Source organism: Streptococcus parasanguinis, from assembly GCF_015556095.1.
GTDB classification, from domain to species: Bacteria; Bacillota; Bacilli; order Lactobacillales; family Streptococcaceae; genus Streptococcus; species Streptococcus parasanguinis_Q.
In genome coordinates this window covers 141,614-165,256 of the sequence record NZ_JADNLT010000004.1, presented here as the reverse complement: position 1 = coordinate 165,256, position 23,643 = coordinate 141,614, and the positions used below count along the sequence as shown (strand labels likewise).

18 protein-coding genes are annotated in these 23,643 nt (G+C 43.8%); all 18 read right to left on the bottom strand.

Translation table 11 applies throughout. The features are described from left to right. Nucleotides 1–108 precede the first annotated feature (108 nt). Entirely contained in the window at nucleotides 109–2,961 is a 2,853-nt protein-coding gene (locus I2E70_RS05920; protein ID WP_195423938.1) for an AAA family ATPase, read from the bottom strand. A gap of 150 nt (nucleotides 2,962–3,111) precedes the next feature. Then, entirely contained in the window at nucleotides 3,112–3,261 is a 150-nt protein-coding gene (locus I2E70_RS05915) for a hypothetical protein (RefSeq protein WP_118228571.1), read from the bottom strand. A gap of 17 nt (nucleotides 3,262–3,278) precedes the next feature. Then, a complete protein-coding gene (locus I2E70_RS05910) occupies nucleotides 3,279–7,673 on the bottom strand; it encodes a PolC-type DNA polymerase III (RefSeq protein WP_195423936.1) in 4,395 nt (1,464 codons plus the stop codon). Between the two features lie 195 nt (nucleotides 7,674–7,868). Further along, nucleotides 7,869–8,396: a hypothetical protein gene (locus I2E70_RS05905; RefSeq protein WP_195423934.1), complete on the bottom strand. Its 528-nt coding sequence runs from the start codon at nucleotides 8,394–8,396 to the stop codon at nucleotides 7,869–7,871. A 182-nt stretch (nucleotides 8,397–8,578) separates the two neighbouring features. Further along, entirely contained in the window at nucleotides 8,579–8,881 is a 303-nt protein-coding gene (locus tag I2E70_RS05900; protein ID WP_195423932.1) for a DUF4176 domain-containing protein, read from the bottom strand. A 117-nt stretch (nucleotides 8,882–8,998) separates the two neighbouring features. Continuing rightward, a complete protein-coding gene (locus tag I2E70_RS05895; RefSeq protein ID WP_195423930.1) occupies nucleotides 8,999–9,655 on the bottom strand; it encodes a DUF443 family protein in 657 nt (218 codons plus the stop codon). A 42-nt stretch (nucleotides 9,656–9,697) separates the two neighbouring features. Continuing rightward, nucleotides 9,698–9,883 (bottom strand): hypothetical protein, encoded by a 186-nt coding sequence (locus I2E70_RS05890; protein WP_229060276.1) that lies wholly within the window; start codon nucleotides 9,881–9,883, stop codon nucleotides 9,698–9,700. Nucleotides 9,884–10,027: 144 nt separating this feature from the next. Continuing rightward, nucleotides 10,028–10,582, bottom strand: a complete 555-nt coding sequence (locus tag I2E70_RS05885) for a hypothetical protein (protein ID WP_195423928.1) — start codon at nucleotides 10,580–10,582, stop codon at nucleotides 10,028–10,030. Nucleotides 10,583–10,858: 276 nt separating this feature from the next. After that, the gene (locus tag I2E70_RS05880; RefSeq protein WP_195423926.1) at nucleotides 10,859–11,194 is read right to left on the bottom strand and encodes a DUF4176 domain-containing protein; all 336 of its coding nucleotides are present in this window, start codon (nucleotides 11,192–11,194) and stop codon (nucleotides 10,859–10,861) included. 248 nt (nucleotides 11,195–11,442) lie between these two features. Beyond that, a complete protein-coding gene (locus I2E70_RS05875) occupies nucleotides 11,443–11,949 on the bottom strand; it encodes a hypothetical protein (protein ID WP_195423924.1) in 507 nt (168 codons plus the stop codon). Further along, on the bottom strand, nucleotides 11,943–13,400 hold the full coding sequence (locus tag I2E70_RS10570; protein WP_229060275.1) for a hypothetical protein: 1,458 nt from the start codon (nucleotides 13,398–13,400) through the stop codon (nucleotides 11,943–11,945). The genes I2E70_RS05875 and I2E70_RS10570 overlap by 7 nt, the downstream gene beginning before the upstream one ends. 1 nt (nucleotide 13,401) lies before the next feature. Beyond that, nucleotides 13,402–13,758 carry a DUF3958 family protein gene (locus I2E70_RS05865; RefSeq protein ID WP_070590426.1) on the bottom strand — a complete coding sequence of 119 codons (357 nt, stop codon included), beginning with the start codon at nucleotides 13,756–13,758 and terminating at the stop codon, nucleotides 13,402–13,404. Next, the gene (locus tag I2E70_RS05860; RefSeq protein WP_070590423.1) at nucleotides 13,758–14,111 is read right to left on the bottom strand and encodes a TIGR04197 family type VII secretion effector; all 354 of its coding nucleotides are present in this window, start codon (nucleotides 14,109–14,111) and stop codon (nucleotides 13,758–13,760) included. The genes I2E70_RS05865 and I2E70_RS05860 overlap by 1 nt, the downstream gene beginning before the upstream one ends. 12 nt (nucleotides 14,112–14,123) lie before the next feature. After that, on the bottom strand, nucleotides 14,124–18,545 hold the full coding sequence (essC, locus tag I2E70_RS05855; RefSeq protein WP_195423921.1) for a type VII secretion protein EssC: 4,422 nt from the start codon (nucleotides 18,543–18,545) through the stop codon (nucleotides 14,124–14,126). Nucleotides 18,546–18,548: 3 nt separating this feature from the next. Continuing rightward, nucleotides 18,549–19,838 carry a type VII secretion protein EssB gene (gene essB / locus I2E70_RS05850; RefSeq protein ID WP_195423918.1) on the bottom strand — a complete coding sequence of 430 codons (1,290 nt, stop codon included), beginning with the start codon at nucleotides 19,836–19,838 and terminating at the stop codon, nucleotides 18,549–18,551. Between the two features lies 1 nt (nucleotide 19,839). Beyond that, a complete protein-coding gene (locus tag I2E70_RS05845) occupies nucleotides 19,840–20,082 on the bottom strand; it encodes an EsaB/YukD family protein (RefSeq protein ID WP_013904565.1) in 243 nt (80 codons plus the stop codon). Beyond that, nucleotides 20,083–20,538, bottom strand: a complete 456-nt coding sequence (gene essA, locus I2E70_RS05840; RefSeq protein ID WP_003009984.1) for a type VII secretion protein EssA — start codon at nucleotides 20,536–20,538, stop codon at nucleotides 20,083–20,085. Continuing rightward, nucleotides 20,535–23,558, bottom strand: coding sequence for a type VII secretion protein EsaA (esaA, locus tag I2E70_RS05835; RefSeq protein ID WP_195423915.1), 3,024 nt, complete (start codon nucleotides 23,556–23,558; stop codon nucleotides 20,535–20,537). Before esaA ends, essA begins: the two co-directional genes overlap by 4 nt. Nucleotides 23,559–23,643 lie beyond the last annotated feature (85 nt).

Genomic DNA, 23,643 nt, shown 5'->3' with positions numbered 1-23,643 from the left:
TCATCAGCTTTTACAGCCCTACTCAACTGTGCGGAGGTGGGACAACGAAATCGAATTCTAACGAATTACCGATTTCTGTCCCACTCTCTTTTTCTTGTTCCTTCTAGCTTAAGGAAGAACATAGCCTTGATCATCCACGGTATGGGGTTGTTCAGAATTACTATTCTCTCTCAAAGCTTCCAAATCTTGATCCAAAATGGAATTGTAGTCTGTACTTCCTTCACGGGTTACCCGAGTTGATACTTGGCGCAAGAGTTTTTCATTGAGATTGCGAACCCAGCGACCATTACTATGGTCATTGGCACGCATATAATTCCCTTTCACAATCTCTCCATAAAGAGCTTCATTGACTTGGTAGCCTTGCTTACGCAGTCCCAACAGACCGATCTCAACGATCTCATCTGGGCTGTAGTCTTCAAAATCAAATGTAGTCGGGATCCGGCTTTGCAGACCTGAATTGACCTGCAAGAAGTCGTGCATCTCTTTCGTATAACCGGCAAAGATTATAACGATATCGCGACGGTGGTCCTCCATAAATTTGAGGACTTCATCCAAAGCTTCCTTCCCAAAATCATCATTTGAACCGGTAAAGAGGGTATAGGCCTCATCGATAAAGAGGACCCCACCCAGTGCACTTTCTAGGACTTCGCGCGTCTTCAAGGCTGTTTGACCTTGGTAGCCTCCAACCAGATTGCTCCGGGATACTTCGATGAACTTCTTCTGCTTGATAACCCCCTTTTGGAAGAGGATATTACCCAAAATGCGGGCCACAGTCGTTTTCCCTGTACCGGGATTTCCAAGAAAGAGGGAGTGCAAGGTCGTATCTTCAACGATGCCACCTTGTTCAGCCCGTTTTTGGTTGAACTCAGCCATGGCCACGAATTGTTCAACTTGCTCTTTCACCTTAGCAATTCCAACCAATCGGTTGAGGGCAGCCATCCCATCTTCTTCCTTGTCGGCTCCTGCTTGATACTTACCTTGGTTAAGGACAACATCGATATCGCTATTGAGGATGGTCTCAATATCGTCAGAACCTTGGGCCACCACCCGATCCGCCATGGTCTTGGTCAATTGCTCATCCAAGTTACGGATCCAGCGACCATTGCTCTTATCTAGTGAGCCATCATAAGCCCGCTTAACATGCCGCGCATAGTAATCCCGGTCTTCTAGTTTGTAGTCTCCTTTGCTTAGGATCATTTCACCTAGTTGGACAATCTCATCTCCTGTGAAATCTTCAAAGATGAAATTATTTGGCACCCGAGAACGAAGGCCTGGATTGGTTTTTAAGAACTCCTCCATTTCCTTGGTATAGCCGGCAAAGATAATCATGATGTCGTCACGATTGTCCTCCATAAATTTGAGGATGGTATTGATCGCCTCGATCCCAAAGTCCGCACCGCTGTCCTTTTTATCCAAGCTATAGGCTTCATCAATAAAGAGGATGCCTCCTCGCGCTTTTTCAAGCAGGGCTTGGGTCTGTTCAGCTGTTCCTCCAATATTCGAAGAGATCAGATCGGACTCCGTTGCTTCCACGAAACGGAATTCTTCCCCTGAGAGGACACCTGCATCAAAGAGCACTTGTCCCAATAGACGGGCCACAGTGGTTTTCCCTGTACCAGGATTTCCCATAAAGGCAGCATGAAGGGTTTGTTTTTCAGGAGCCTTGCCACTGGCGATTCGTTTCTTGTTAAATTCCACCATGTTGATCATTTTCTTGATCTCATGTTTGACTTTTTCAAGACCAATCAGGCTATTGAGTTCTTGAAGAGCATCTTGTTTCTTCTCTGGTCCAGAGTCTCTTGCGGTAGTTGGAGCCACCGTTGCATCCGTCGCTTGTCCCGTAGGAACGACTTGCGCATTGCCCTTGGCCACTTCTCTACCAACAAGATAATCACAGTCATCCTCAATTTCCTTGGTCAGATCACGCGCATCCCCTTGCTTATAGGTCATGGTGCCCACCTTCGCAAAGGCTCCACCTTGAAGCCGTATATTGGGATCCGCAATCTTATGACAAATCATATGCTCAGCCATCAGCACACCATCATCAAAAACTCCAAATGAAATGGTTTCGGCATTCTCATTCAAGAAGGTTGTTTCTCCAGTCAGGGAAGCAAAGGATTCTTCATAGACGCATAAAAATTCTGAAAATGTAGCTTGATGAGCTCGGATCATACTATTGTATGAATTGATGGAGGTCATATGATCCGAATCCGAATTGAATTGAACATTATTATCAAGACAGACCCCAGTACCAGTAGGCAACTCAATTTTACAGTTTTCAGACTCCCAGATGACATTCCTCAACCAAACTGGTGGAAAGTCCTTTTCCAGATCCCCGCCTGTAATCGTTGAATTTTTTGCGATCACTTCTGAGTCCTTGGCATGGATCGTATTATTCCCAAATATTTCAATATGGACATTTTCTAAGGCCAATTTAGATCCTTCTGACAGATCAATCTTAGAAAAAATCGTTGAATTGCGAATAGTCAATTCCGAAGCGGACATACCGATGGCACTTTGGTGTTTTTCCGGAACCTTCATCCCGACTCCTTCCAGTGTCAACTTCGAATGCGTATCCATATAGATAAAAAATTCATTATTTGTTGGAGTGGTTGCTTCAAAATAGACCTGTTTACAGGTGATATCTGAGCTATTCCATAAGAGCAAGGTAGTGTAATTCCCACCAACTTTAAACCACAGATCTTCAAATGTCACCTGAGCTCCCTCTACAAATCGGAAGGAAGCCTCAATCGTGTTGTTAAACATGCGCCCATTGCCATTTGGATTTGGGACCACATGCCCCACAAAATGAAGGTTCTTGTCGATCTCGATCACTTTATTTGTCGGCCATTGAAAGACATACCCATTTTCAAACTCGATGGTATCACCATCCTGCGCTTTTTCAAGCGCATCCATAAAGTTCCAACTATTATTGTAAGGCCCTACTAAATATCTTGCCACGCGCTTTTCCTCTGTTTCATTTTTTCTGTTTCCTTGTTACAAACACTTGTCACTAAAAATTGTAACACAATCCAGTGCCAAAGAAAACACTTATCAGATCTGAAAGGACTGAAAAACCTCTATTTTCAAAAGGAAAATAGAGGCTGTCAGTTAATCTTTCAAGGCTGAAAATAAGCCGGCTAGAGCAATCGCTCCTGAGATCATCGCGGTGGAAAGGAGCAGCACATTGTCTGCCACTTCTAGCTTGTACTCAAAGACTTTTTCAGCTGGTTTGTCTTCTGCAAAAATTTCTACCTTCATGTTCTCCTCCTTTGTTTCTAGAACAAATCATCAAAGAGGCTCAACTGGTTATCCTCTGGCATATTGCCCAGAATGCCCATTTCATCCATCTTTTCAACCAGTGTAGACGAAACACCGCCTCGTTTCCGGAGCTCGGTCTTAGAGAGGAATTCTCCTTCTTCACGCGCCCGCACGATTTGCTTGGCAACGTTCTCTCCCAGACCATCCATAGCGACAAATGGTGGAATCAGCGTATCCCCATCGATCAAGAATTCTGTCGCCTGACTGCGATAGAGGTCTAGCTTGCCAAACTTGAAGCCCCGCTCCCACATCTCATTGACAATCTCAAGGGTGGTGTAGAGATCGATCTCGACGTTGGAAGCTTCATTATTCTTGCGTTTCTCAGCGATTTCCTTCATCCGCGCTTTCACGGCCTCAAGGCCGGCCCCCATGGTCTTGACGTCAAAGGCCTTGGCCCGAATCGAGAAGTAAGCACAGTAGTAATAAAGTGGATGATGCACCTTAAAGTAGGCCACACGAAGGGCCATCATAACATAGGCCGCCGCATGGGCTTTAGGGAACATGTACTTGATCTTACCACAGGACTCGATGTACCATTCAGGAACATTGTTTTCCTTCATGGCTTGGATGTAGCCATTGCGCTCTTCTTCTGAGATTTTGAGCCACATGCCTTTCCGCACGCGCTCCATGATGGTAAAGGCCATCTTAGGCTTGAGACCCGCGTGCATAAGGTAAACCATGATGTCGTCCCGACACCCGATAACGGTTGATAGATCGGCAATGCCCGCCTTGATCAAGTCTTGGGCATTTCCCAACCACACGTCGGTACCGTGAGACAGACCAGAGAGCTGAAGTAACTCCGCGAAGGTCGTCGGATGGGTCTCTTCGACCATGCCCCGAACAAAGTTGGTCCCAAACTCTGGAATCCCCAACATCCCTGTCGGCGTTCCGATCTGCTCGGCTGTCACCCCTAGCACTTCTGTCCCAGAAAAGAGGGCCATGACCCCTGGATCATCCATAGGGATATCATTTGGATCGATGCCTGACAAGTCTTGAAGTTTCCGAATCATGGTTGGATCATCGTGTCCCAGGACATCAAGCTTGAGGACGTTCTCATCGATATCGTGGAAGTTAAAGTGGGTGGTCTGCCATTCAGCTGTCACATCATCTGCCGGATACTGGACCGGAGTAAAGTCATAGACATCCATATAGTTTGGAATAACAACGATCCCCCCCGGGTGCTGACCGGTCGTCCGCTTCACCCCAGCGGCACCTTGGGCCAGACGTTCGACCTCGGCATCTCGATAGTACTTGCCAAAATCACGCTCATAGCCCTTGACAAACCCATAGGCTGTCTTGGCCGCAACCGTACCTACTGTTCCTGCCCGGAAGGCGTATTCTTCCCCAAAGATATCACGAACATCCAAGTGGGCGCTCGGCTGGTCTTCCCCAGAGAAGTTCAAATCGATATCGGGTACCTTGTCCCCATCGAAACCAAGGAAGGTTTCAAAGGGAATGTCCTGCCCATTTTTGCTGAGCTTGTGGCCACAGTTTGGACAATCCTTGTCTGGCATATCAAAACCAGATCCATAAGAACCGTCTGTGATGAACTCACTGTATTGGCACTGGCTGCAGACATAGTGAGGCGAGAGCGGATTAACCTCGGTGATCCCGATCATGGTCGCGACAAAGCTGGATCCAACGGATCCACGCGATCCAACCAGGTAGCCCCGCTCATTGGAACGGTGCACCAGCATTTGCGATGCCAGATAAATCACGGCAAAGCCATTCCCCAAGATAGAGGTCAATTCCTTTTCAATCCGCAGATCGACAATATCAGGGAGCGGATTACCATAGATCTCAAAGGCCTTCTGATAGGTTAACTCGGCAACTGTCTCTTCGGCCTTGTCGATAAAGGGTGTATAGAGGTCGCCCTTAACCACTTCGACAGGCTCAAAGGTCTCTGCTAGTGCATTGGTATTTTCAATAACAATCTGACGCGCCAATTCTTCTCCCAAAAAGGCAAATTCATCCAACATTTCATTGGTGGTTCTGAAATGCGCTTTAGGAAGTGGCGCTGGCTGGGCATCTTCTCCATGCCCGATGGTCCGGTTGATCATGGCCCCTTGACCGAGACTGCGGACAATGATCTCCCGATAGATCTCATCTTCCGGTTCCAGATAGTGGACATTCCCTGTGGCAAGAACGGGCTTGCCAAGGCGATCTCCCACCTCAATCAAGCTCTTGATAATGGTCTGGAGCTCCTCCATGTCCTTGACCTGTTCCTTGGCAATGAGGGGCGCATAGATAGCCGGTGGCATAACCTCGATAAAGTCGTAGTACTTGGCCACTTCGACCGCCGCATCCACTCCTTGCGACATGACCGCATCAAAGACCTCCCCTTCTGAGCAGGCCGATCCGAGGATCAAGCCCTCGCGGTGGGCGTCCAGCACGGTCTTTGGAATCCGTGGAACTCCTTCGAAATACTTGGTCCCAGAAAGAGAGACCAGTTTAAACATGTTCTTAAGGCCGGTCTGATTCTTGACATAGAGAGTCGCATGCTTGACCCGGGCCTTCTTATAAGAATTCTCATCGATCAAATCGATATTCAGATCCTTGAGATTGGTCACCCCATGCTTTTCAGCGACATCTTTGATGAAGATAAAGAGCAGGCGTCCCGTTGCTTCCGCATCGTAGTTGGCCATGTGGTGGTGCTCCAAGCCTACTCCAAAGCGCTTGGTCAATGGTCCCAAGCCATGCCGTTTAAAATCTGGGTAGAGGTTGCGGGCAAATTCCAGCGTATCGATGACTGGCTGGGTAATCTTTGGTAAGCCATAACGCTCATAGTTAGCATTCATGAAGCCCACGTCAAAGGTGGCATTATGGGCAACGAGAACCGTTCCCTCACAGAAGGCCTGAAATTCCTTCAAGACCTGCACCAAGGGCTTAGCCCCCCGGACGTGCTTGTTGGTGATCCCTGTCAATTGGGTCGTAAAGGCGGACAGAGGATGGCCCGGATCGATAAATTCGTCAAATTCCTCAATGACATTGCCCTTGTACATCTTAGAAGCAGCGACCTGAATCAAGTCATTGTAGATGGCTGACAGTCCTGTCGTTTCCACGTCAAAGACCACATAAGTCGCTTCATTGAGGTCCAGATCCACCTCGTTATAGGTGATGGGCACCTTATCTTCTACGATATTGGCTTCCATCCCATAGATCAGCTGGATCCCAGCCTTCTTGGCTGCTTTAAAGCCATGCGGGAAACTCTGCACATTGCCATGGTCAGTGATAGCCACCGCCTTATGCCCCCACTCAGCTGCCTTGGCGATCAGCTCTTCGACTTCCGGCAGGGCATCCATAGTCGACATATTGGTATGCGCGTGAAATTCTACCCGGCGCTCGCCCTCTGGCATCAGGTCCTTGCGGGCATAATGGACGACTTCCTGGATGTCTTGGACATTCATGGTCAAATCGCGCGTGAAATTGTTCATTTCGATATTTCCCCGCACCCGTAGCCAGCTGTTCTTCTTGATCATGTCAAACTTCTGGGCTTCTTCCTCATTTTTGACCCATTTCTGAAGGGAAAAACTAGAAGTATAGTCGGTCATCTTAAAGCTGATCAAGACCCGACCGGTCCGTGTTACCTTGTGCTCCACGTCAAATACCACACCCTCAAAGACAATCCGGTTCTCTTCCGTTGTGATCTCGATCATCGGAGTGATCTCGGCCTTGTCTAGCTTAGGTTTAGCCGCAGCCTTCTTAGCTTTGAAATCAAAGGCCGGCTTTTCTTCAATCGCAGGTGGCGGAGCCATCTGGGCCAAGGATTCCATAGCCCGCAAGGTCTCTTCATTGGCCGCTTGGAAGATCTTTTCATTTTCCTCCTCAAAGCGCGCCACTTCTTGCTCTGTCAACTCCTCATCAGACTCCACCCGACAGGTGAAATGCGGAAAACCAAAGGCTTCCAACTGCTTGGCAAGGTTAGGCAAATGGTTCTTGCGGAAATGCTCCGTATCAACCGAAGAAGGCCCTGAGATGATCAATTCCTGCCCTTCTGCGCGCACCTGCAAGTCTTGGTAGAGCCCCTTAAAGCCTTGACTAGCGCAAGGGCCTTCCTCAAAGACCTCACGATAGTAAGCCTGCAATAAATCCGCAGAAAAATCCTGATTGGCCACTTGGATGGTAAAGGTGGCCTGGTTTCCTGTCTTTGAAAATTCATCCTTCAAGCGCTGGCGCAATTCCTTAAACAAAGCAATCGGCAAGACTTCCGCAAAAGCAAAGCGGAACTCCCAAATCCGACTGACCTTGTGCACCACGACTTCTTGAATCTCCGCATGCAAAAAGGCACTGGAAGATCGCATCTCCAGCGGCATATCCAGCTGATCCATTAAAATTTCAAAGGTGTTGGACATTGTTTCTCCCTTGATCTTGATTCTTTTGCTCGCTTTTGAGTAGCCTACTTTCTAAGCAAAAACAGACCATTCAAAAACATTCGTAACCCTTATTTTATCACAATTTAAGGATTAATTCGAGGGAGAAGTGAAGACAAAAAAATCACCGATAGGACGGTGATTTCTCGATGATTGGTTAACAGCAGGCAATCCTGATTACTCTCCACTTGTTGCTTCTGTTTCTGAGCTGGAACTTGGTGTCCGCAGCAAGTCCTTCATCTGAGACTGGACAGCTTCTCTCGAGCTTTGTTCTTGCTTTTGGATATTCTCCACAGCAGGTTGCAATTTCTGCTGGATTTCCACTTTTTCCACTTGCTCCTTTTGCGCTTGGAGGGTCGGACGGTACATGGCAAAGAAAGCCCCGATGACTACGATCAAAGCGATCAGGCTCACCCCATAGCGTTTTGACTGCTCTTTAGAGTCGACCTTGACGCCCTTCGTCGAAAGCTCCTTCCACTCCGGATGCTCTTTCTCACAGGCATCTTTCTTGGTCTTTGTCGGCATGACCAAGACTTGGTTCATCAAGGAAATCATCCCCATAACCACAAGTAAGTAGGGAATATAACGCGATTGATTGAAGATCATAACGATCAATAACACAAGACCGATCCCTGCAATCCCCACATTAAAAGCAAAACGCATCAAAAATTCTTTTTTCACCTGTAAATAAGTTTCTTTAGACATCAGTCACTCCTCATTCATTATTTATACTTCATTCCTTACTATCATACCGAAAATTAATTTTAAGAGCAAGTTCGTCACTAGGTGGAGAGAGTTGAGGGAAAAAAAAGAGAGAACCGTGATTCTCTCTAAAATTAATAGTATAGATTTTCAGTATAAACCATTGATGATAAAATTCTATCGTGTTATTTAGATTTCGTTACACCTTTTTTAATTGTTGTTGCATTCTCATCAAGCCAACGTTGATAGATTTCAGCAAATCGCTCCTCTTCTTCATCGCTATAACCAGGATACACAACTTTATCTACATCTTCACGATTAAAATAAAATAACTGTTCTGGATTTAATCCTATTGGATAAAATGCAGCAGAATAATCAAAAAGAACACTTTCTCCATTTTGATCAATAGTCACACCCCTATTAAGAATCATGAGTTTTTGACTTCCGTCTTTTAAGTATACGATTGTTCCGATTGGTAAAATAGACATTTATTTGTTTTCCTTTCAATTTATAATTTCTCTAATTCTAAAATACTCTCCGTTATCATATTAGCAGTCTTGAACTTTTAATTAATCATTTACCATCCAAACACTTTCTGAATTTTGTTATACCTCTTTCAGTTCTTTAAATTCTAAGTATTTCTTGTTATAATCATAAATCAATGGAATAGCGCCAGATTCAATCCAAATAAATACATAAGCCAACATACCATTCAACACTAGAATGGCAGCTTCTGTTCCATCATCCTCTCCCATATAAATGGCTAAAGCAATTGCATGTAAAAGAATAAACAGATAGGCATGGAATTGTCTTTTTTTCTTATTATTCTGAAAGACTATTTTAAACCTCTTCTTTTCCTGCGATAAACGACTTGAAATCTCCTTCCTCGATTTCATTAAAATACTTTGATAGACAATATAAGCTACCAAAATAGATATAAGAAATAAAGATACTTTTAAATACAGATTATGACTAATATCATAATATCTAAAAATTGATGTTGCTACTCTATACAAAAGAAGGCCAAAAAAACCACCTACCATACTCATTCCTGAAGGACCCATATTAATTCTTTTGTCAAAATTTTTATTCTGACTATCAAGTTCTATCAAATCCACTTCAAGATTTTCAGGGGAAAGTCCCCAATAATAACTCTTTGGTCTCGTGGAGTTGGAATCGAGAACATACTTTTTCTGTCCCATCTCTAACACATCAAAATAAGCAACATCTAATCCTCTAAAATTAATTTTCACATTTACCACCCAAACACTTTCTGAATTGATTTAAAACCTGAATCGATAGCATTACCAACGTTTTTGATTCCTTTGCGCCATCAAATCGATATCGCTAGCCACTTGATTCGTTTTCCAAGGAAGTGTTGCCCGCACTACCCGATAATATTTCAGGCTATTTCGATAGGTCTGACCATCCACTCTATATTCTACAATTGGGACATCTACAATCTGTGTCCTCTTATAGCCAACTACCACTCCCTCAACGCTCTTTGATGAGAGGGTCTTAATCCTAACTTCTCTTCTATAAAAATGTCCAAAAAAGAGTACGGCAAACAAAGGAAATCCAATAACAGTCGTAGCAATTACTAGAAGTATTCTGATATCGGGCATACTCATCACCTACTTCATCATCAGATCTGACATACTCAGACTCATCTTCGTTCCATCTGTTATACTTTCGACAATTGATTGTTGCTCCTTGGTCAAAGGAAGCAAAAAGATCGTTGCCGATTGAGTAGGTAATTTACCATTTTCAGAAATACTATACTCCACTAACTGATTTTGATATATCGATTGCCCATCATAACTCCAATTGAGCTTAAACTCTGCATCATGATCAATATTCGTTGTCGTTTTGTTGACCAACATAAATACTACATATTCTTGTTGGTTCAAAGTATAGGTGCTACCTGTATAATACAAAGTAATCTCACCTTGCTTGCCAGCTTCCGGATGCTCTTTAACTAACTTCTTGCCTAGTTCGATCAAGTCAGATGTTTTTCCTTCATACTGAGGTGCTACTACAAATTTCAAGCCCTTTTCCTCTTTAGCAGACGAGGAAGCCTTTGTGCTTTGCTCTGTTTTGCTTGCAGTCGTCTCCTTGGCCTCTTTTTTCAACTGAGCACAAGCTGTTAATACAAACACACTCGCCAGTAATACCATCATCTTTTTCATGGATCATTTCCCTTCTTTTATGATTGAGTTAGATTTAAAAACATTTTCTACTATCATACAGAAATTTAGGTTGAAGAGCAAGTTAATCACTAGGTAGAGAGAATTGAGGGAATGAAAAGAGAGAACCAATTTGGTCCTCTCCAGGTTGTAACTTTTTATCAACCCACTACAGTTGACAAAGAGCCAAATAAAAACTTCTTAGTAAATTTCCTTAGAGGAATATGCAAACTCTCAAGCGCTGAGAAATTTTTAGATAAATCAAACCAGCAATATTAGTTACGACTGATCATCATATAAAACTAAATTAATTTGATCAACGTCTCCTTTGGGAATTTCCGGATGTTCTTTAATCCATTCTGCTAATCCCTTTTGGATTCGTTTCTCATTTTCACTAACATATCCTTCAAAGACTACCTCACTTATATCCTCATGGTTAAAGTACGTTATTTTATCTGGCTCAAGTCCAGTAAGCTGGTTAACCGCTGCATAATCAAAGTAACACATTTTCTCTTTAATATTGAAAATTGGATGTCGAAGTACTATCATTACAGGTATTGTTCCACCTTCTAGATATACCACACTCCCTAACGTCAATAATTTATTTTTTTTCATCAATTCTCTCCTTTATATATTGAAAAAAATTATACAAATCTAACTATTACTCTCCTCAATCTCTACTTCTACAACCTGATCATGTTCATCAATAACAATTCCATTATAAAATAGAAAAATATAAAGTGCTATAGGTAACATTAAAAATAGTCTAAACTGAACAAAATAGGCAAATAAAAATATTGGTAAGACAAAAATAAGAAATAAAAAAACATAGGCTACACTTTTTATAAAAAATTGTTTCAACATTACCAAAAACTATTCCCTTCTTTTGTCGTTTTTAATGGTGTCAGCGCTCTAACTCTTCCAATGCGCTTAAGAAATGATTTTCTTTTTTCTAGGTAAAATTTTAATTTCAATTTTCTATATACAAATACGTATAAAAATGAAATGAACACTGTTAAAATAAGAATCAATAAATTTAGACTGCCTTGATATAAATTCATTCCTGTATTTGTAGGTCCAAACCAAAACTCAATCGGAATAATCATACGAGTAACTGCAGATAAGAGAACAACAATTCCAATAGTAGAATAATTCTTAACTCTGTTTTGTCTTGGTTCCATAGTATGTCTGATAAATTGATATTTCGTTTGATAAATGTTAAAAGACCTCTTAATTGATAAACTACAATTTCTTTGTACAAGATATTCCTGACCCGTATCTGTCACAATAAGGTACCAACCTTTTTGGATAGTCTTATCATTTAAAGTTATATTAAAAACACGTCCCTTAATATTTTTTTTATCTACCATGAAAATAAACCTTTAACCCCGTTCACAACATTATTCCAGCCAGAAACAACAGCTTTGCCGACATTATCCTCAAATTTTTTCACCTCTGGAAAAGCTTCTCTAGCCCATTCATTTGCATATGATATACCAATCCCAATAGCAACTGTTGCACCAAATCCTAAACCAATTGGATTAGATATTATACCTGCAGTGGCCAATGCAGCACTTCCTCCTTCAATTAAAGCAAGAGTCCCCGCAGTCGCTGCAGTATTGGTAATTTCTTTTCCCCAAGCCTCATCAGCTGAATCTCCAAAAAGCATATCAATACCAACGCCTGCTACTAGACCAAGTCCTGTACTAACACTTTTTCCTATAGCTCGACTTGTTCCTTCAATAGAATTTTCCGTTGCTTCCATGGCAGCTTTAGTAGCCCCTGGTGTTCTTCCCATATTTTTTCCATTACTCATGGTAATGTTATATCTATTCGCATATATTTCAGCACTTTTCTGGGCAGCTTTTTTAGCACCAGCATTAATAATCTTATCTTCGGTATCACTACTTATTTTTTCTATTGCTACTGCTGTAGAAACATCACGAGGTGCATTTTTTGCAGTCTCTTCAATTTTCTTATTTCTCTTAATTTCTTGTTTCTTTTTGTCATTATATGCATTTAATTTCTGTTGAATATTTTCCGGTAATTCTCTATTAGAATATCGACTCTTGTATGCATTGATCTTCTTCACATCATCATCAGATAGTTCCTTACCTTTATTTGCCTTTTCAAGAACCTTCTGATAATCTTCATCAATCTTGGCTTTCTTATCCCATTCGCCTTCGATACTCTTAGCCCAGTTTAACGTTTTTCCAGAATGTTTGGGGAATGTCCCACCGAAGCTCGCAAAATCTCCCTGTATCATATTCAATCCGGAAGCCAAGTTTTTCACCACAGTGTCCATGCTCTTAGCACCTTCTCCTGAGAATACTTCATTGGAACTCCCTGCAAATAGATTCAACTTGCGAAGTTTTTCCATCTTCTCATTTTTTTGAGATGTTAAACTATCCATGCGAGAAGATATATTTTGCAGGAGACTCTTATCCGCATGATCACTACTTTCCATAGCACGAAAAGTACCTCTGAGACTACTAATACTACTTTCAAGGCTTTGGATTTCACTTTCAAGTACGGCTGAATCCAGATCTTCTCCCCCAACTTCTGACCGATATTTTGAGGGGAGTTTGGGCACGGCTTCACTGAGGTACTCAGAATACATGATTGCCCCTTTAATCAGTGGCGTAATCACACTCACTCCATATTTTTTCCCTGAATCATAGGCACTCCCTTGCAAGTCACCCGCTCCATTGAAGTTAGAGAGGGCTTTAACCGCTGAATTATAGGCAGTTACCCTAGCTTTTCCAACGGAAGACATGGTCTGTCCTTGTGCATCCGATGATCCTAATACCATTTTGACCATATTACTTTTTCGACTCCTGTTCTATTAATAGTTTCTTTCTAGCGTGGTAGAGTTCATTTAATTGCTCATCCAGCTGATTTTCTCGCTTCTTAATATCCGCTCTTCGTCCTTCAGACCATTCTTCAACCATAGCTCCGATGCCTTCTACACTCACGATTAGATTTTCGTAGACTTGATAGTCTTTGGAAGATATGGGCAGCGTTAAGATCTGACGAAGAGGTTTTAAGCTTTGTCGATGTAGTTCAAACATTTCCTTTTCTGCTCTCTCCACTTTCCTTTTTTCTAAGTTCAGCTGATCGAGCGATTGGGTAATGTTTTTCTTCTTTTTATCGATCTCTTCTAAGGTGATTGGTTTCATTATTCTGCAAAGTATCCCGAATTTGGTACAAACTCTCCGCTCTCACCAGGAGCTGCACTGGTTTCTGGTAAATTAGATGTATTGGCATCGATGTTGGACGCGATATTACTATCCATGGCTACAAATTCTGCCGCAACCCCATGGATCAATTCTACAAAATCATTTAGCACACCACTAATTGAGGCTGCATAGTTGGCTTCCTCTGGAATTTTTTCTGCAGCTGTACTATTTCCTGGATACTCACTCGATCCATCTAGTGTGACTGGGCCAGGTGCTGTTATACTTCCTGCCGCACTCGCTATTCCTGAAGCGATAGAACTTGCGACTTCTTCTCTACTCTGTATTGGTGTCATATAGTTACCTCCCTATCCATTCTTGGTGATTTTAAGTTTAATAGCTTGCTTGCGATCATGCAAGTAAATTTCATCTGAAGCAAGACGTGCTTCTCGATTATTATAAGGCTTATCTAGGAACATTTGATCCATCAATCTCATACCGATCATAAACCATTGAGCATTGCCTTTGAGATATTTCGGTACTTCATTGATGTTATTTCCAAGATAGGCATATTCACTTCCTATTACAAAGTGCATACCAACTCGTGGTCCATTATCAAATAGATAGCGTAGATCTTTTTCTGTGAGTCCGTGATCAACAATTGCCTTAATAGTTGGCATCATGATCAACCAGTCTGAATATAGATCTTTTTCAAGACGACGATCAACCTCATATATTAATTGTTTAGCAATTTCAGAGATTTCTTGGCTACTACTAATATAAGTAGAAACTCTATCCTTGTAGGCAATACATTCTTCTAATGGATCCACCAGCATAATATGTAATTTTGATCCAAATTGAAGTGCTGTATTTAACAAATGTTTTTGCTGATTTTCCAGTGATTCTGGAGAGTCCGCCATAAATACCAGATTTTTCAAGCGATCAAATGGAATCTTGATAGTTTTGACCATTTCAAAGTCAAGTCCAATTGGAAATTCTAGATTTTCCATGGACTCTTTCACGTCCTCACGTCCATAGAAGGCTGCTTCTGTCAACTCATCTGGCACCATTGGGATGCCTGCTGGGGTGCGGCCTGTCCACATCTCTTTGAGGCTTTGGACTTGATCGCGGAGGTTGTTGATGATTTGGATATCATTGTCTCCTGCGACTGGCAGGGCGAACTGGACGACATCGACTTCGTCACGCTTCATGAGCGCGCGTCCCTTGATGTCTTCCATCGTAGACGCCAGTGGGGTTGCTCCTACGATACCGCGGACTTCAGAGATATCATTTTGTGGCAAGGTCAGCTGGTGTTTGAAGTTTGAATAGAGCTGAGCACGTAGGTTGTTCTGACGGCTAGCTGTGATGATCAGGTGCACACCGATGCTGAGACCTTCACGGGAGATCCGCATGAAGAGCTTGAAGAGGTCTGTCTCATAAGGCTCGTCCTTCATAGACTCATAGCTATCCATGAGGATGACCATGGTTGGCTCTTGCTTACCGGTCACTTCACGGTAGAGGGCGATGGTGCCGACACCATGCTCAGACAGGAGCTTCTTGCGACGATCCAACTCGCGGTTGATGATCCGGATGAATTTCTGGATTTTCTCCGTCTGATCCAGCAAGAGGCTATCGGCCACATGTGGCAATTGAGTCAGGGGCGCTAAACCATTGGTTCCGAAATCCAGCAGATACATGGTCAGATTTTCTGGACTCTGCTTGCGAGCCAGATCCATTGCGGCAGTCTGGAGGAAAGTGGTCTTTCCTGTACCTGGACTTCCGTAAAGGAGGATATTCCCATCTTTTGACAGATCGATAGCGACTGCTTCTTGCTTTTGCGCTTGTGGGATATCGGCTACCCCGATCAGGACGCTTGGAGCTGTCCGTTTTTGCCAAGCCTCGATTGGCACGACCTTTTCCAACTCATCCAGCGTAATCCGCTCTTTGAGGGGTGGCAACCATGGTTGGGCCACAGCTGCGATACCTTCTTGTTGATGCAAGTGGTTGATTTCTTGCACGATGACATCCAGCTCTGTTGGCACTTCCTTGATTTCTTCTGCCATATCCAGACCGGAGAGGTCTTGATTGAGGACTTCGTATTGGCCCAGTTCATTGATCAAGTAGATAGTATGGTCTTCGATCCCTAGCTGGTCCTTTTCAGGCTGGTAGTCTGCTCCAGACCAAGCGGTTTGGAAGAGTTCATAGACTTCGTTGTTCCCCACTTGGAGGTAGGCACGACCGGTCTGAGTGATCTCAGCTGCATCTGCTGTCCGCAGCATCTCCATAGAGTCGCCACGGTCTGCCACCTTGAGGGCTAGCTTGAAGCGGGAGTTGGACCAGATCTGGTCATCCACGACCCCAGAAGGTTTTTGCGTCGCAAGGATCAAGTGTACCCCGAGGGAACGCCCGACACGCGCGATAGAGACCAATTCCTTGATGAAGTCTGGTTGGTTGACCTTGAGTTCGGCGAACTCATCACTGATCAAGAAGAGGTGAGGAAGCGGTTCAGTCGCTTCACCGAGTTTAAATTTCTTTTGGTATTGGTTGATATGGTTAACCCCATATTGACCAAAGAGGCGTTCCCGACGATGGATCTCCGCATTGATAGAGGCCAAGGCCCGCATAGACTGGGCACCATCCAAGTTGGTGATGGTCCCCAGCAAGTGAGGCAGATCCTTGAAGAGGTTGGCCATTCCCCCACCCTTGTAGTCGATGAGGAGGAAAGCCACATCGTGTGGGTGGAAATTGACGGCAAGGCTCAGGATATAAGACTGAATGGTTTCAGACTTACCAGAACCGGTTGTCCCTGCGATCAAGCCGTGTGGTCCATGAGCTTTTTCATGGAGATTGAGATAGACCAAATCGTCCTTCCCGCGCAGACCGATCGGCACGGCCAAACTTTGGTAAGGGGCATGGCTCTCCCAACGACTCAAGACCTTGAGGTCATTGAAAGTTTCTGCCTGGTACATTTCAAGGAAGGTCACCGAGTCCGGAATTGAGCTCTTGAGCTGTTGGATATGCTTGAGAGGGGCAAGACCACGCGAGATGGCTTCCTTGTCATAACCTTCAGGGAAGTGATCCAATTGGAAGTCAAGCTCTCGAAGAACCCCTTCTTGCAAGAGCAATTGCCCTTGGTTGCGGTCCTTGATAGAGATAACCGTTTGAATATTTTCTGAAAGAGATGAGAGCACGTCTGCCACATAGATAATGGAGCAACCGAGCTCTGTCGGATCCTCACGGAAGAACTCCATGATGACATGGTCCAAAATCAAGGTTTCATCGGTGATGAGGACCACATAGTGAGGGTGGAAGATCTTGGTATCATTGGCTTTTTCTTCCTCTTTTTGCGCCTTGCGGAGCTTGAGGATTTGGTTGAGACTGTTCAAGACCTGATCGCGTGTCCGCTGATTGTAGACAAAGCTACGGACATTCATGTCTTGCAGAGTCGCATGGGGCAACCAGCGCATCCAATCCCAGCTTTCTTTTTCCTCTTCTGGAATGATCGGAATAATGGTCAGATCATGGTAAGAGTGAAAGACAGCCAATTGGGCAACCAGGAGTTGCAACTGCTCTAGCACGATAGGACGAGGACCGACGTACCCTACAGGTCCTCGATTAAGGCTGGCTACAATCGGAAGATTGTCGATCTTTTGATGAGCCTGGAACAGGGCATAGCCTTCTTCTTCCAAGGCATCTTTCTTCCCACTGCGTTCTTCCTGACCATATTTGAGCTCATAGCTGGTTGGAACCTTGCCCAAGCCCAAACGATAGGCCAAAAAGTCAAAATGAAGCGGTGTTTTTTCGTAGATCCGCGAGTCATAGCGTTTGACCATCTTGGTCAAGTCTTCAATCGCAGGGAAATGGTAAAACATGCCTTCTCTCTGCTTACGAGATAGCTGTTCCAAGTCCTTGGCCTTGTCCTTGAGATAGAGATGGTAGAGCTCCACGCGCTCTTTCTTGTCTTCTTTGTATTTCTTACGATTCTTGAAGAAGCCTTGGACCGAAAAGATCACACTGACCACAGACATGGATACTGTCGCGATGATATAGAGACCCCGCGGTTGGAAAATGGTGATCAAGAGGGTCACCCCAACCATGATGAGGGGTGGCATGATCAACTTCAAGAGTTCATCTGATGGCTTTTGAGGCTCTGCACCTGGAGGATTGATCAAGATCTTGTCTTCCGAACTTCGGTAGATGATCCGCGGAGACCGGTGGTACTCTGGATAGTCCTTGTAGAAGTCATAGCGTGAATGCAAGCGCGGCACCAGATAAGGACTCACTTCGACAGCCCCTTCCACGCCAAATTCTTCCGGATAGAGCTTAAAGGTCACATCTCCAATAGCCAGTTCATCCCCAAAGGCCAGTGGAAAAGTCGCTTCACTGACGAGTTTATGGTTATGGTAGAGTTTTCCAGATAAGAGCTGACAAGTCCAAGTCTGCTCTTTTTTTACAAGGAGAAAGCGCACTGGATAATGCAAGCGCACATCCGCACCCTTTTCATCTGCTACGAGAATTTCTTCCTTGTCTAGCAGTTCATAGGTATGGACTTCTCCTGTCGCCAAGTAGCAGACCACATCCCCAAGGATTTTGCTATTTTCAAGCACACCCTTGTCTTCACCATACTGGTAGAAGATTTCTCCTTGACTCCATTGGAAATGAAGGGGATTTTCTTGCGAAGCCAGGGTCAACTGAGCTGTTTCTTGATTCGATACGGTGGCTGTTTTCCCCTCTTCTAGCGCTAGCTCATAGCGAAAACCTTTTTTATAGAGTATGATACGTTTTTTCATAGACTACTCCTTGTGGTCGCTAGACTCAGTCGAGCTTGCAGTTGTAGAAGACGAGCTTTCTGTTGAGGAACCTTCTGTAGACGAAGCTGTTGTTGAGCTGCTAGTGGAAGCTTTGGTTTCATCTGTCTCTGCTTCCAAGAGTTTAGAGCGGGCATCCCAGTATTTCTTGTATTCGCCCTCAAGCTCAGAGAGTTTCTTCTCGCGCTGTTCACCAGAGAGTTTTTCGCTATCACGTGTCGCCTTGATTTCTTTACGAAGGGCATAGATGATCAAGTCTGAATCGTCGATCCGCTTGGCTGTATCCAGCGCTTGGGTAAAGTCATGACGACCGATATAGATCCAGTAGTGGAGATAGAGGCTGTCTGACTTGAGTGTGACGTTGTTAAGGATGACCTTCTTTTGGTCTTCTGAGAAATTCAGGCCTTGCAAGTAAGACGTCGCCAACTCATATTTCTGTGTCGTTGGAAGACTGCTTGGAGCTACTCCCTCTAGCTCATCGATCACACCAGTGTAGTCTACCTTGAGATAGGCTGTATCTGCTTGAAGCAACTTTTCTTTAAAGGGTGCTTGGAAAAAGACTAAATAGATCAAAGGCAAGAGTAAGAGGGCCACTACAGCTGAAAGCCATACTGTTGCCAACTTAAAGATTCGGTGTTGACGACTTGAAACCAAGGTCAAGGTTTTTTCTTCCTCTTCCTTGCGTTCTTGGTAGGCTTTCTCTAAGAGAGCTTTCATCTCTTCTAAGCTAGCGGCATCACGGATTTCCACCAAGAAATCAGGTAGATCTTCTAATTCAAGTGTCCCTTGATAGAGCTCCATGAAATCCCAGTCCCCAAAAAGAGTGACCGCATAGCACTTGGCCTGCCGCAAGAATTCAACCTGATCCCACTTGCGTGGCACCATCATTCCCGGCACCCCGCGATAAGCGATCTTGACCTGCGCATCCTTGGTCACAAACAAATTGATAGGATGCAACATAAAGGTCACCGGAAGCTCCAAGGCTGGCGCCAAATCTAAGACATTAATGGCTAGACGCAGACGGTCTGAAACCGGTAATTCTTGAATTTCTTCAGCACTCAAGCCTAGCGCATCTGTCTGATAGGTCATATGAATCTGGTCTTGATCCGCTGTCATGCTTTGCTCTAAAAACAAGGGATGATGGAGATCCAAAATCCATAAATTGCGTAAATCCTGGCTATCCACTTCTGAACGCTTGAGGTCCAGCCGCCAGCTCGTTTCTTCTTTTTCAAAACGGAAGACTTGTTCTTCCAGTGTAAATTGTTCTTCTTTCACCTTACCACTCCTCAATCTCGATCAGATCACCACTCGTGATCGGATACTCTTGTACCACCTTGCCTTCATCCAGCAAGATGCCCTTATTTACCACGCGCAACTGATACTTGCTTCTAGGTTCCATGGCAGACCCAAAGATCTGATCCAATTCCCGAATCAAGCGTCGCACCTCCATCCGTGTTGGGATTCGGAGATCATGGCTTGCACCATTCATACGGAAGGTGACATTGATATGTTGCTCCATTTAGGCCTCTTTTCTATAGATTCGATAGGAAATATAGCCAGCAATCCCAAAGAGAAGGGCACTCCAAGCCAGCATTTGCAAGGCTGGAATAAAATCCGACAAGCTGGCCGAATTGTCCTCCACATTGGACTCGAATTTAGATAATTTTTGATTTTCAGGCTGGAACAGGTCCGCTTCAGGCCCTGTTTTTTTCTTTCCCTTTATAGCAGAAAACAACTGGCCGTCAGAATCGGTCAATTGTTTCTCTTGCTTGCGTTTTTCATCTGCTAATTTTTTCTGATCCTTCTCATTGAAAAGAGACTCAGTCGCATCCAATTGGCCCCCAAGTGTCTTTTCCTGCTCGGTCTCAAGACGTGAGTTGTTGACCTGCAGACGATTATCAATAAAATCATCTGCAGAAACAGCAACTACTGGAATGAGACTAAAGACAAAGAGAAGATACATCATTTTTTTCATAAGCTTGATTCAATTTCCTTTGTTTGAGTAAACTTCTTTGGAATGAAGATATTGGCAACCGCCAAAAGTCCGAAGAAGACCAACAATCCGAAGAAGACGCCGATACCGGCTGTTTGTCCATCAAAGTAACCCGCAAACTGTCCTTCTAAAATAGAAAGGAGGTTAACATTTTTCACCAGTGCTGGAAGGCCTGACAAGGTCGCGGTCGTTCCGATCGCACTTGATAGGTAGACATAGCTGATCAACATGAAGAAGGCCAGTCCCATTCCAATCACACGGAAGTGTTTCAAGAGAAGGTATTGCAGTTGTACCAAGACAAAGCTTGCTAGAACCGCTAAGAATACCCATGAAGGTACATATTCACGACCAACAGAGAGTTGAATACTTGAAATCATTCCGATCACCAGTCCAAGGATGAGAGAAAGTCCCACAAGGACACCGACAGACAAGAGATCTGATTCTTGCAAACGATCCAATTTGAAACGATCCTTAACCTTACGGATGATTGGCTGAGTCGCAAAGAGATAAGCTGTAAAGAGGCTCAAGACTTCCAACATAAAGATCCAGATAAATGGACGGTAGACGTTGATGGTCGCTTTCACAGAAGACGATTTCTCTGCAACTGGATTTGACAAGAAGTCAAGCAAGACTTCATTCGGCACTCCGTTTTCATAGGCATTGTTGAAGACCTTACGGAAGGCTTCGACGAAGTTCCCGTTTTCAGACAATTCCTTGTCGAATTCACCCATCAAACTTTCCGCATTGCTAGACAATTTCTCTGTATTGCCTTGGGCTTTTTCCAATTCTTTGTTCAATTGACTAAAGATTTCATTGGTAGAGTTAGCAGCTTCTACATTGCTACGAGATGAGCTCTTAACGCCTTCTGTCGAGCTCAATAATGACGTGTATTCAGAACCAAGAGCTGACAAATCTGCATCGGTCTTGGTTTGAGCCTGTGTCACTGTTTCCTGCGCTTTTGAGATCTCTTCTAGGCGTTTTTGAAGGTCTGCATACTGCTTCAATTGATCGTTGATATTTTGGGTTAGATCCTTGTTGGTGTTTTCGATTGCTTGAAGATTTGCCTGCAATTGTGGTCCCAAGTCTTGCAACTGTTTAAGTGTACCATCTAACTGGGCTTTCACACTCTTCGTTGCATCCCCAGATTCATCCGTTTCAATACTCTTACGGTAGTCCTTCATGTTACTTGAAACGGCAGCCTTCACGACATCGACCAAAGCATTTGTCAAATCCATATCTTCGATCGGATCATAGAGCGAATGACGATCTCCCTTGTCATCTTTTGGATAGTAAGCATCGATCAATGCTCCCGCGCGTTGATAATCCAGGGCGATTTCACTAGCTTTCGATGCATAGTTAGCGACAGCTGTTTTCAAGTCTTCTGCAGATACAGTCACACTGGTTGAAGAAACTCCATTCACAAGGACTTCAACATCAATCGCGCTTGGCATAGCTCCTCCATCTTCAACAAGGTGAATTTGAATTTGTTTGCCATCTTTCAGTTCGACTTCCTGCTCACCACTGCCTGCATAAGTCTGTCCATCATAGGTCCAAGTATCAACCTTGACCCCTGCAGGGACATGAATACTAACTTTCTGTTTCCCAGATTTAGCATTAAGGACATCCGCAACTGCCGTTAATTTGGCATCCACTTCAGCAGCCAATCGTTTTAATTCATCGGCATTCCCTTTTGCTTGCGCCTTCGTTCCAGCAAAAGCACTATCAAAATCAATCGCTGCGTTGAAATTCCCATACTTATTCAAATTCAGACTAGCAGGATCTAAAGACGGAAGTTTTTCAATTGCTTTACGAATATCTTCATCCGCTTTATTACGTGCTTCACTTAATGTCTTGATACTCGTCTTTCCAAGCAAGGTACGAAGAGTGACTTTGTCTCCTTCTTTTAGACCATAGTAGTCAAGGATCTTCGCTTTTACAGTAGACTCGATGTTCTTTTCGTGCTCATCTAATTTGTCGCGTTCTGCCTTGATCCCTTTTTCGAGGTCTGCCACACGATCATTCACATCTTTTGTCAAGCCTGCATAGGTCTTGGTCCCTGAAGAATCTCCTTCTGTTTCAGTTGGTTGACTCAATTGTTTGGTAATTGCTTCTTGGTTTTGTTGTAGATTCTTATACAACTCTTGGGTCTTTTCACTGACAACAGACTGGTTCATAGACATCAGCTGGTTCATGAACTCTTCATGGCTGATCTTATCCTCAGAGCGTTGCTTGATCAATGTGTCGAAGTTTTGACCGTACTGATCCTGAGATTGGGTCAATTGATCAAAAGCCTGTGTATAAGACTCAAGGACTGTCTTCAAGGCATTGTTCGACTCGACAGAAGACGTAGACAAGCTATAGAGACTTGGGAAGATATTCTTGGAATCTAAAGCTGAATCCAGCAAGTTACTCCGGTATGAACCAATGTTGGTCGATTGGATCTTGTTACTTGTTTCCACGTTCTTCTGAGCTGTATAAAGGTTGCTCAAAATGCTAACCATATACATATCAACCAACTGGCTATTCAAGTCTGAAACGATATCTTTAGCGACTTTATTGGCCTCGTTTTCAACCTGAGAATTTCCAGCCGCATTGACCTTATACGTCACCATGGTCTTCTCTGCATTTACCGCGTTCACTTCCAAGACCTTCTCTGAGAAATCACTTGGAATAACGATCATCAACTGGTACTTGCCATCTGCAAGCCCTGACTCAGCAGCTCCACGAGGGAGTACAGACCAGTTTTGCGAATTATCCCGCTCGATATTCTTTACATAGCTAGCCCCAAGGTTATATTCTTTATCATTCAGTTTAACCGCCTTGTCTTCGTTGACAACTGCAATATTGAGCTTGGTGTTTTCTGTCGTTTGTACGGTCTTGGCTTCGTTTTGCTTTTGGTCCTTTTGAACCGTCGTATAAAGACCCACTACAGATCCCATCAAAAGGAGCACAACCGCACTCTGACCGATGTATTTTAACCATTTTTTATTTTTAACTTCCATACCTTTTCCTTTTTCTAATTCATAGATACAAAATAGGGGTTAGGAATTAAGAATCTAACCCCTATTTTCTATATATCAAAAGACA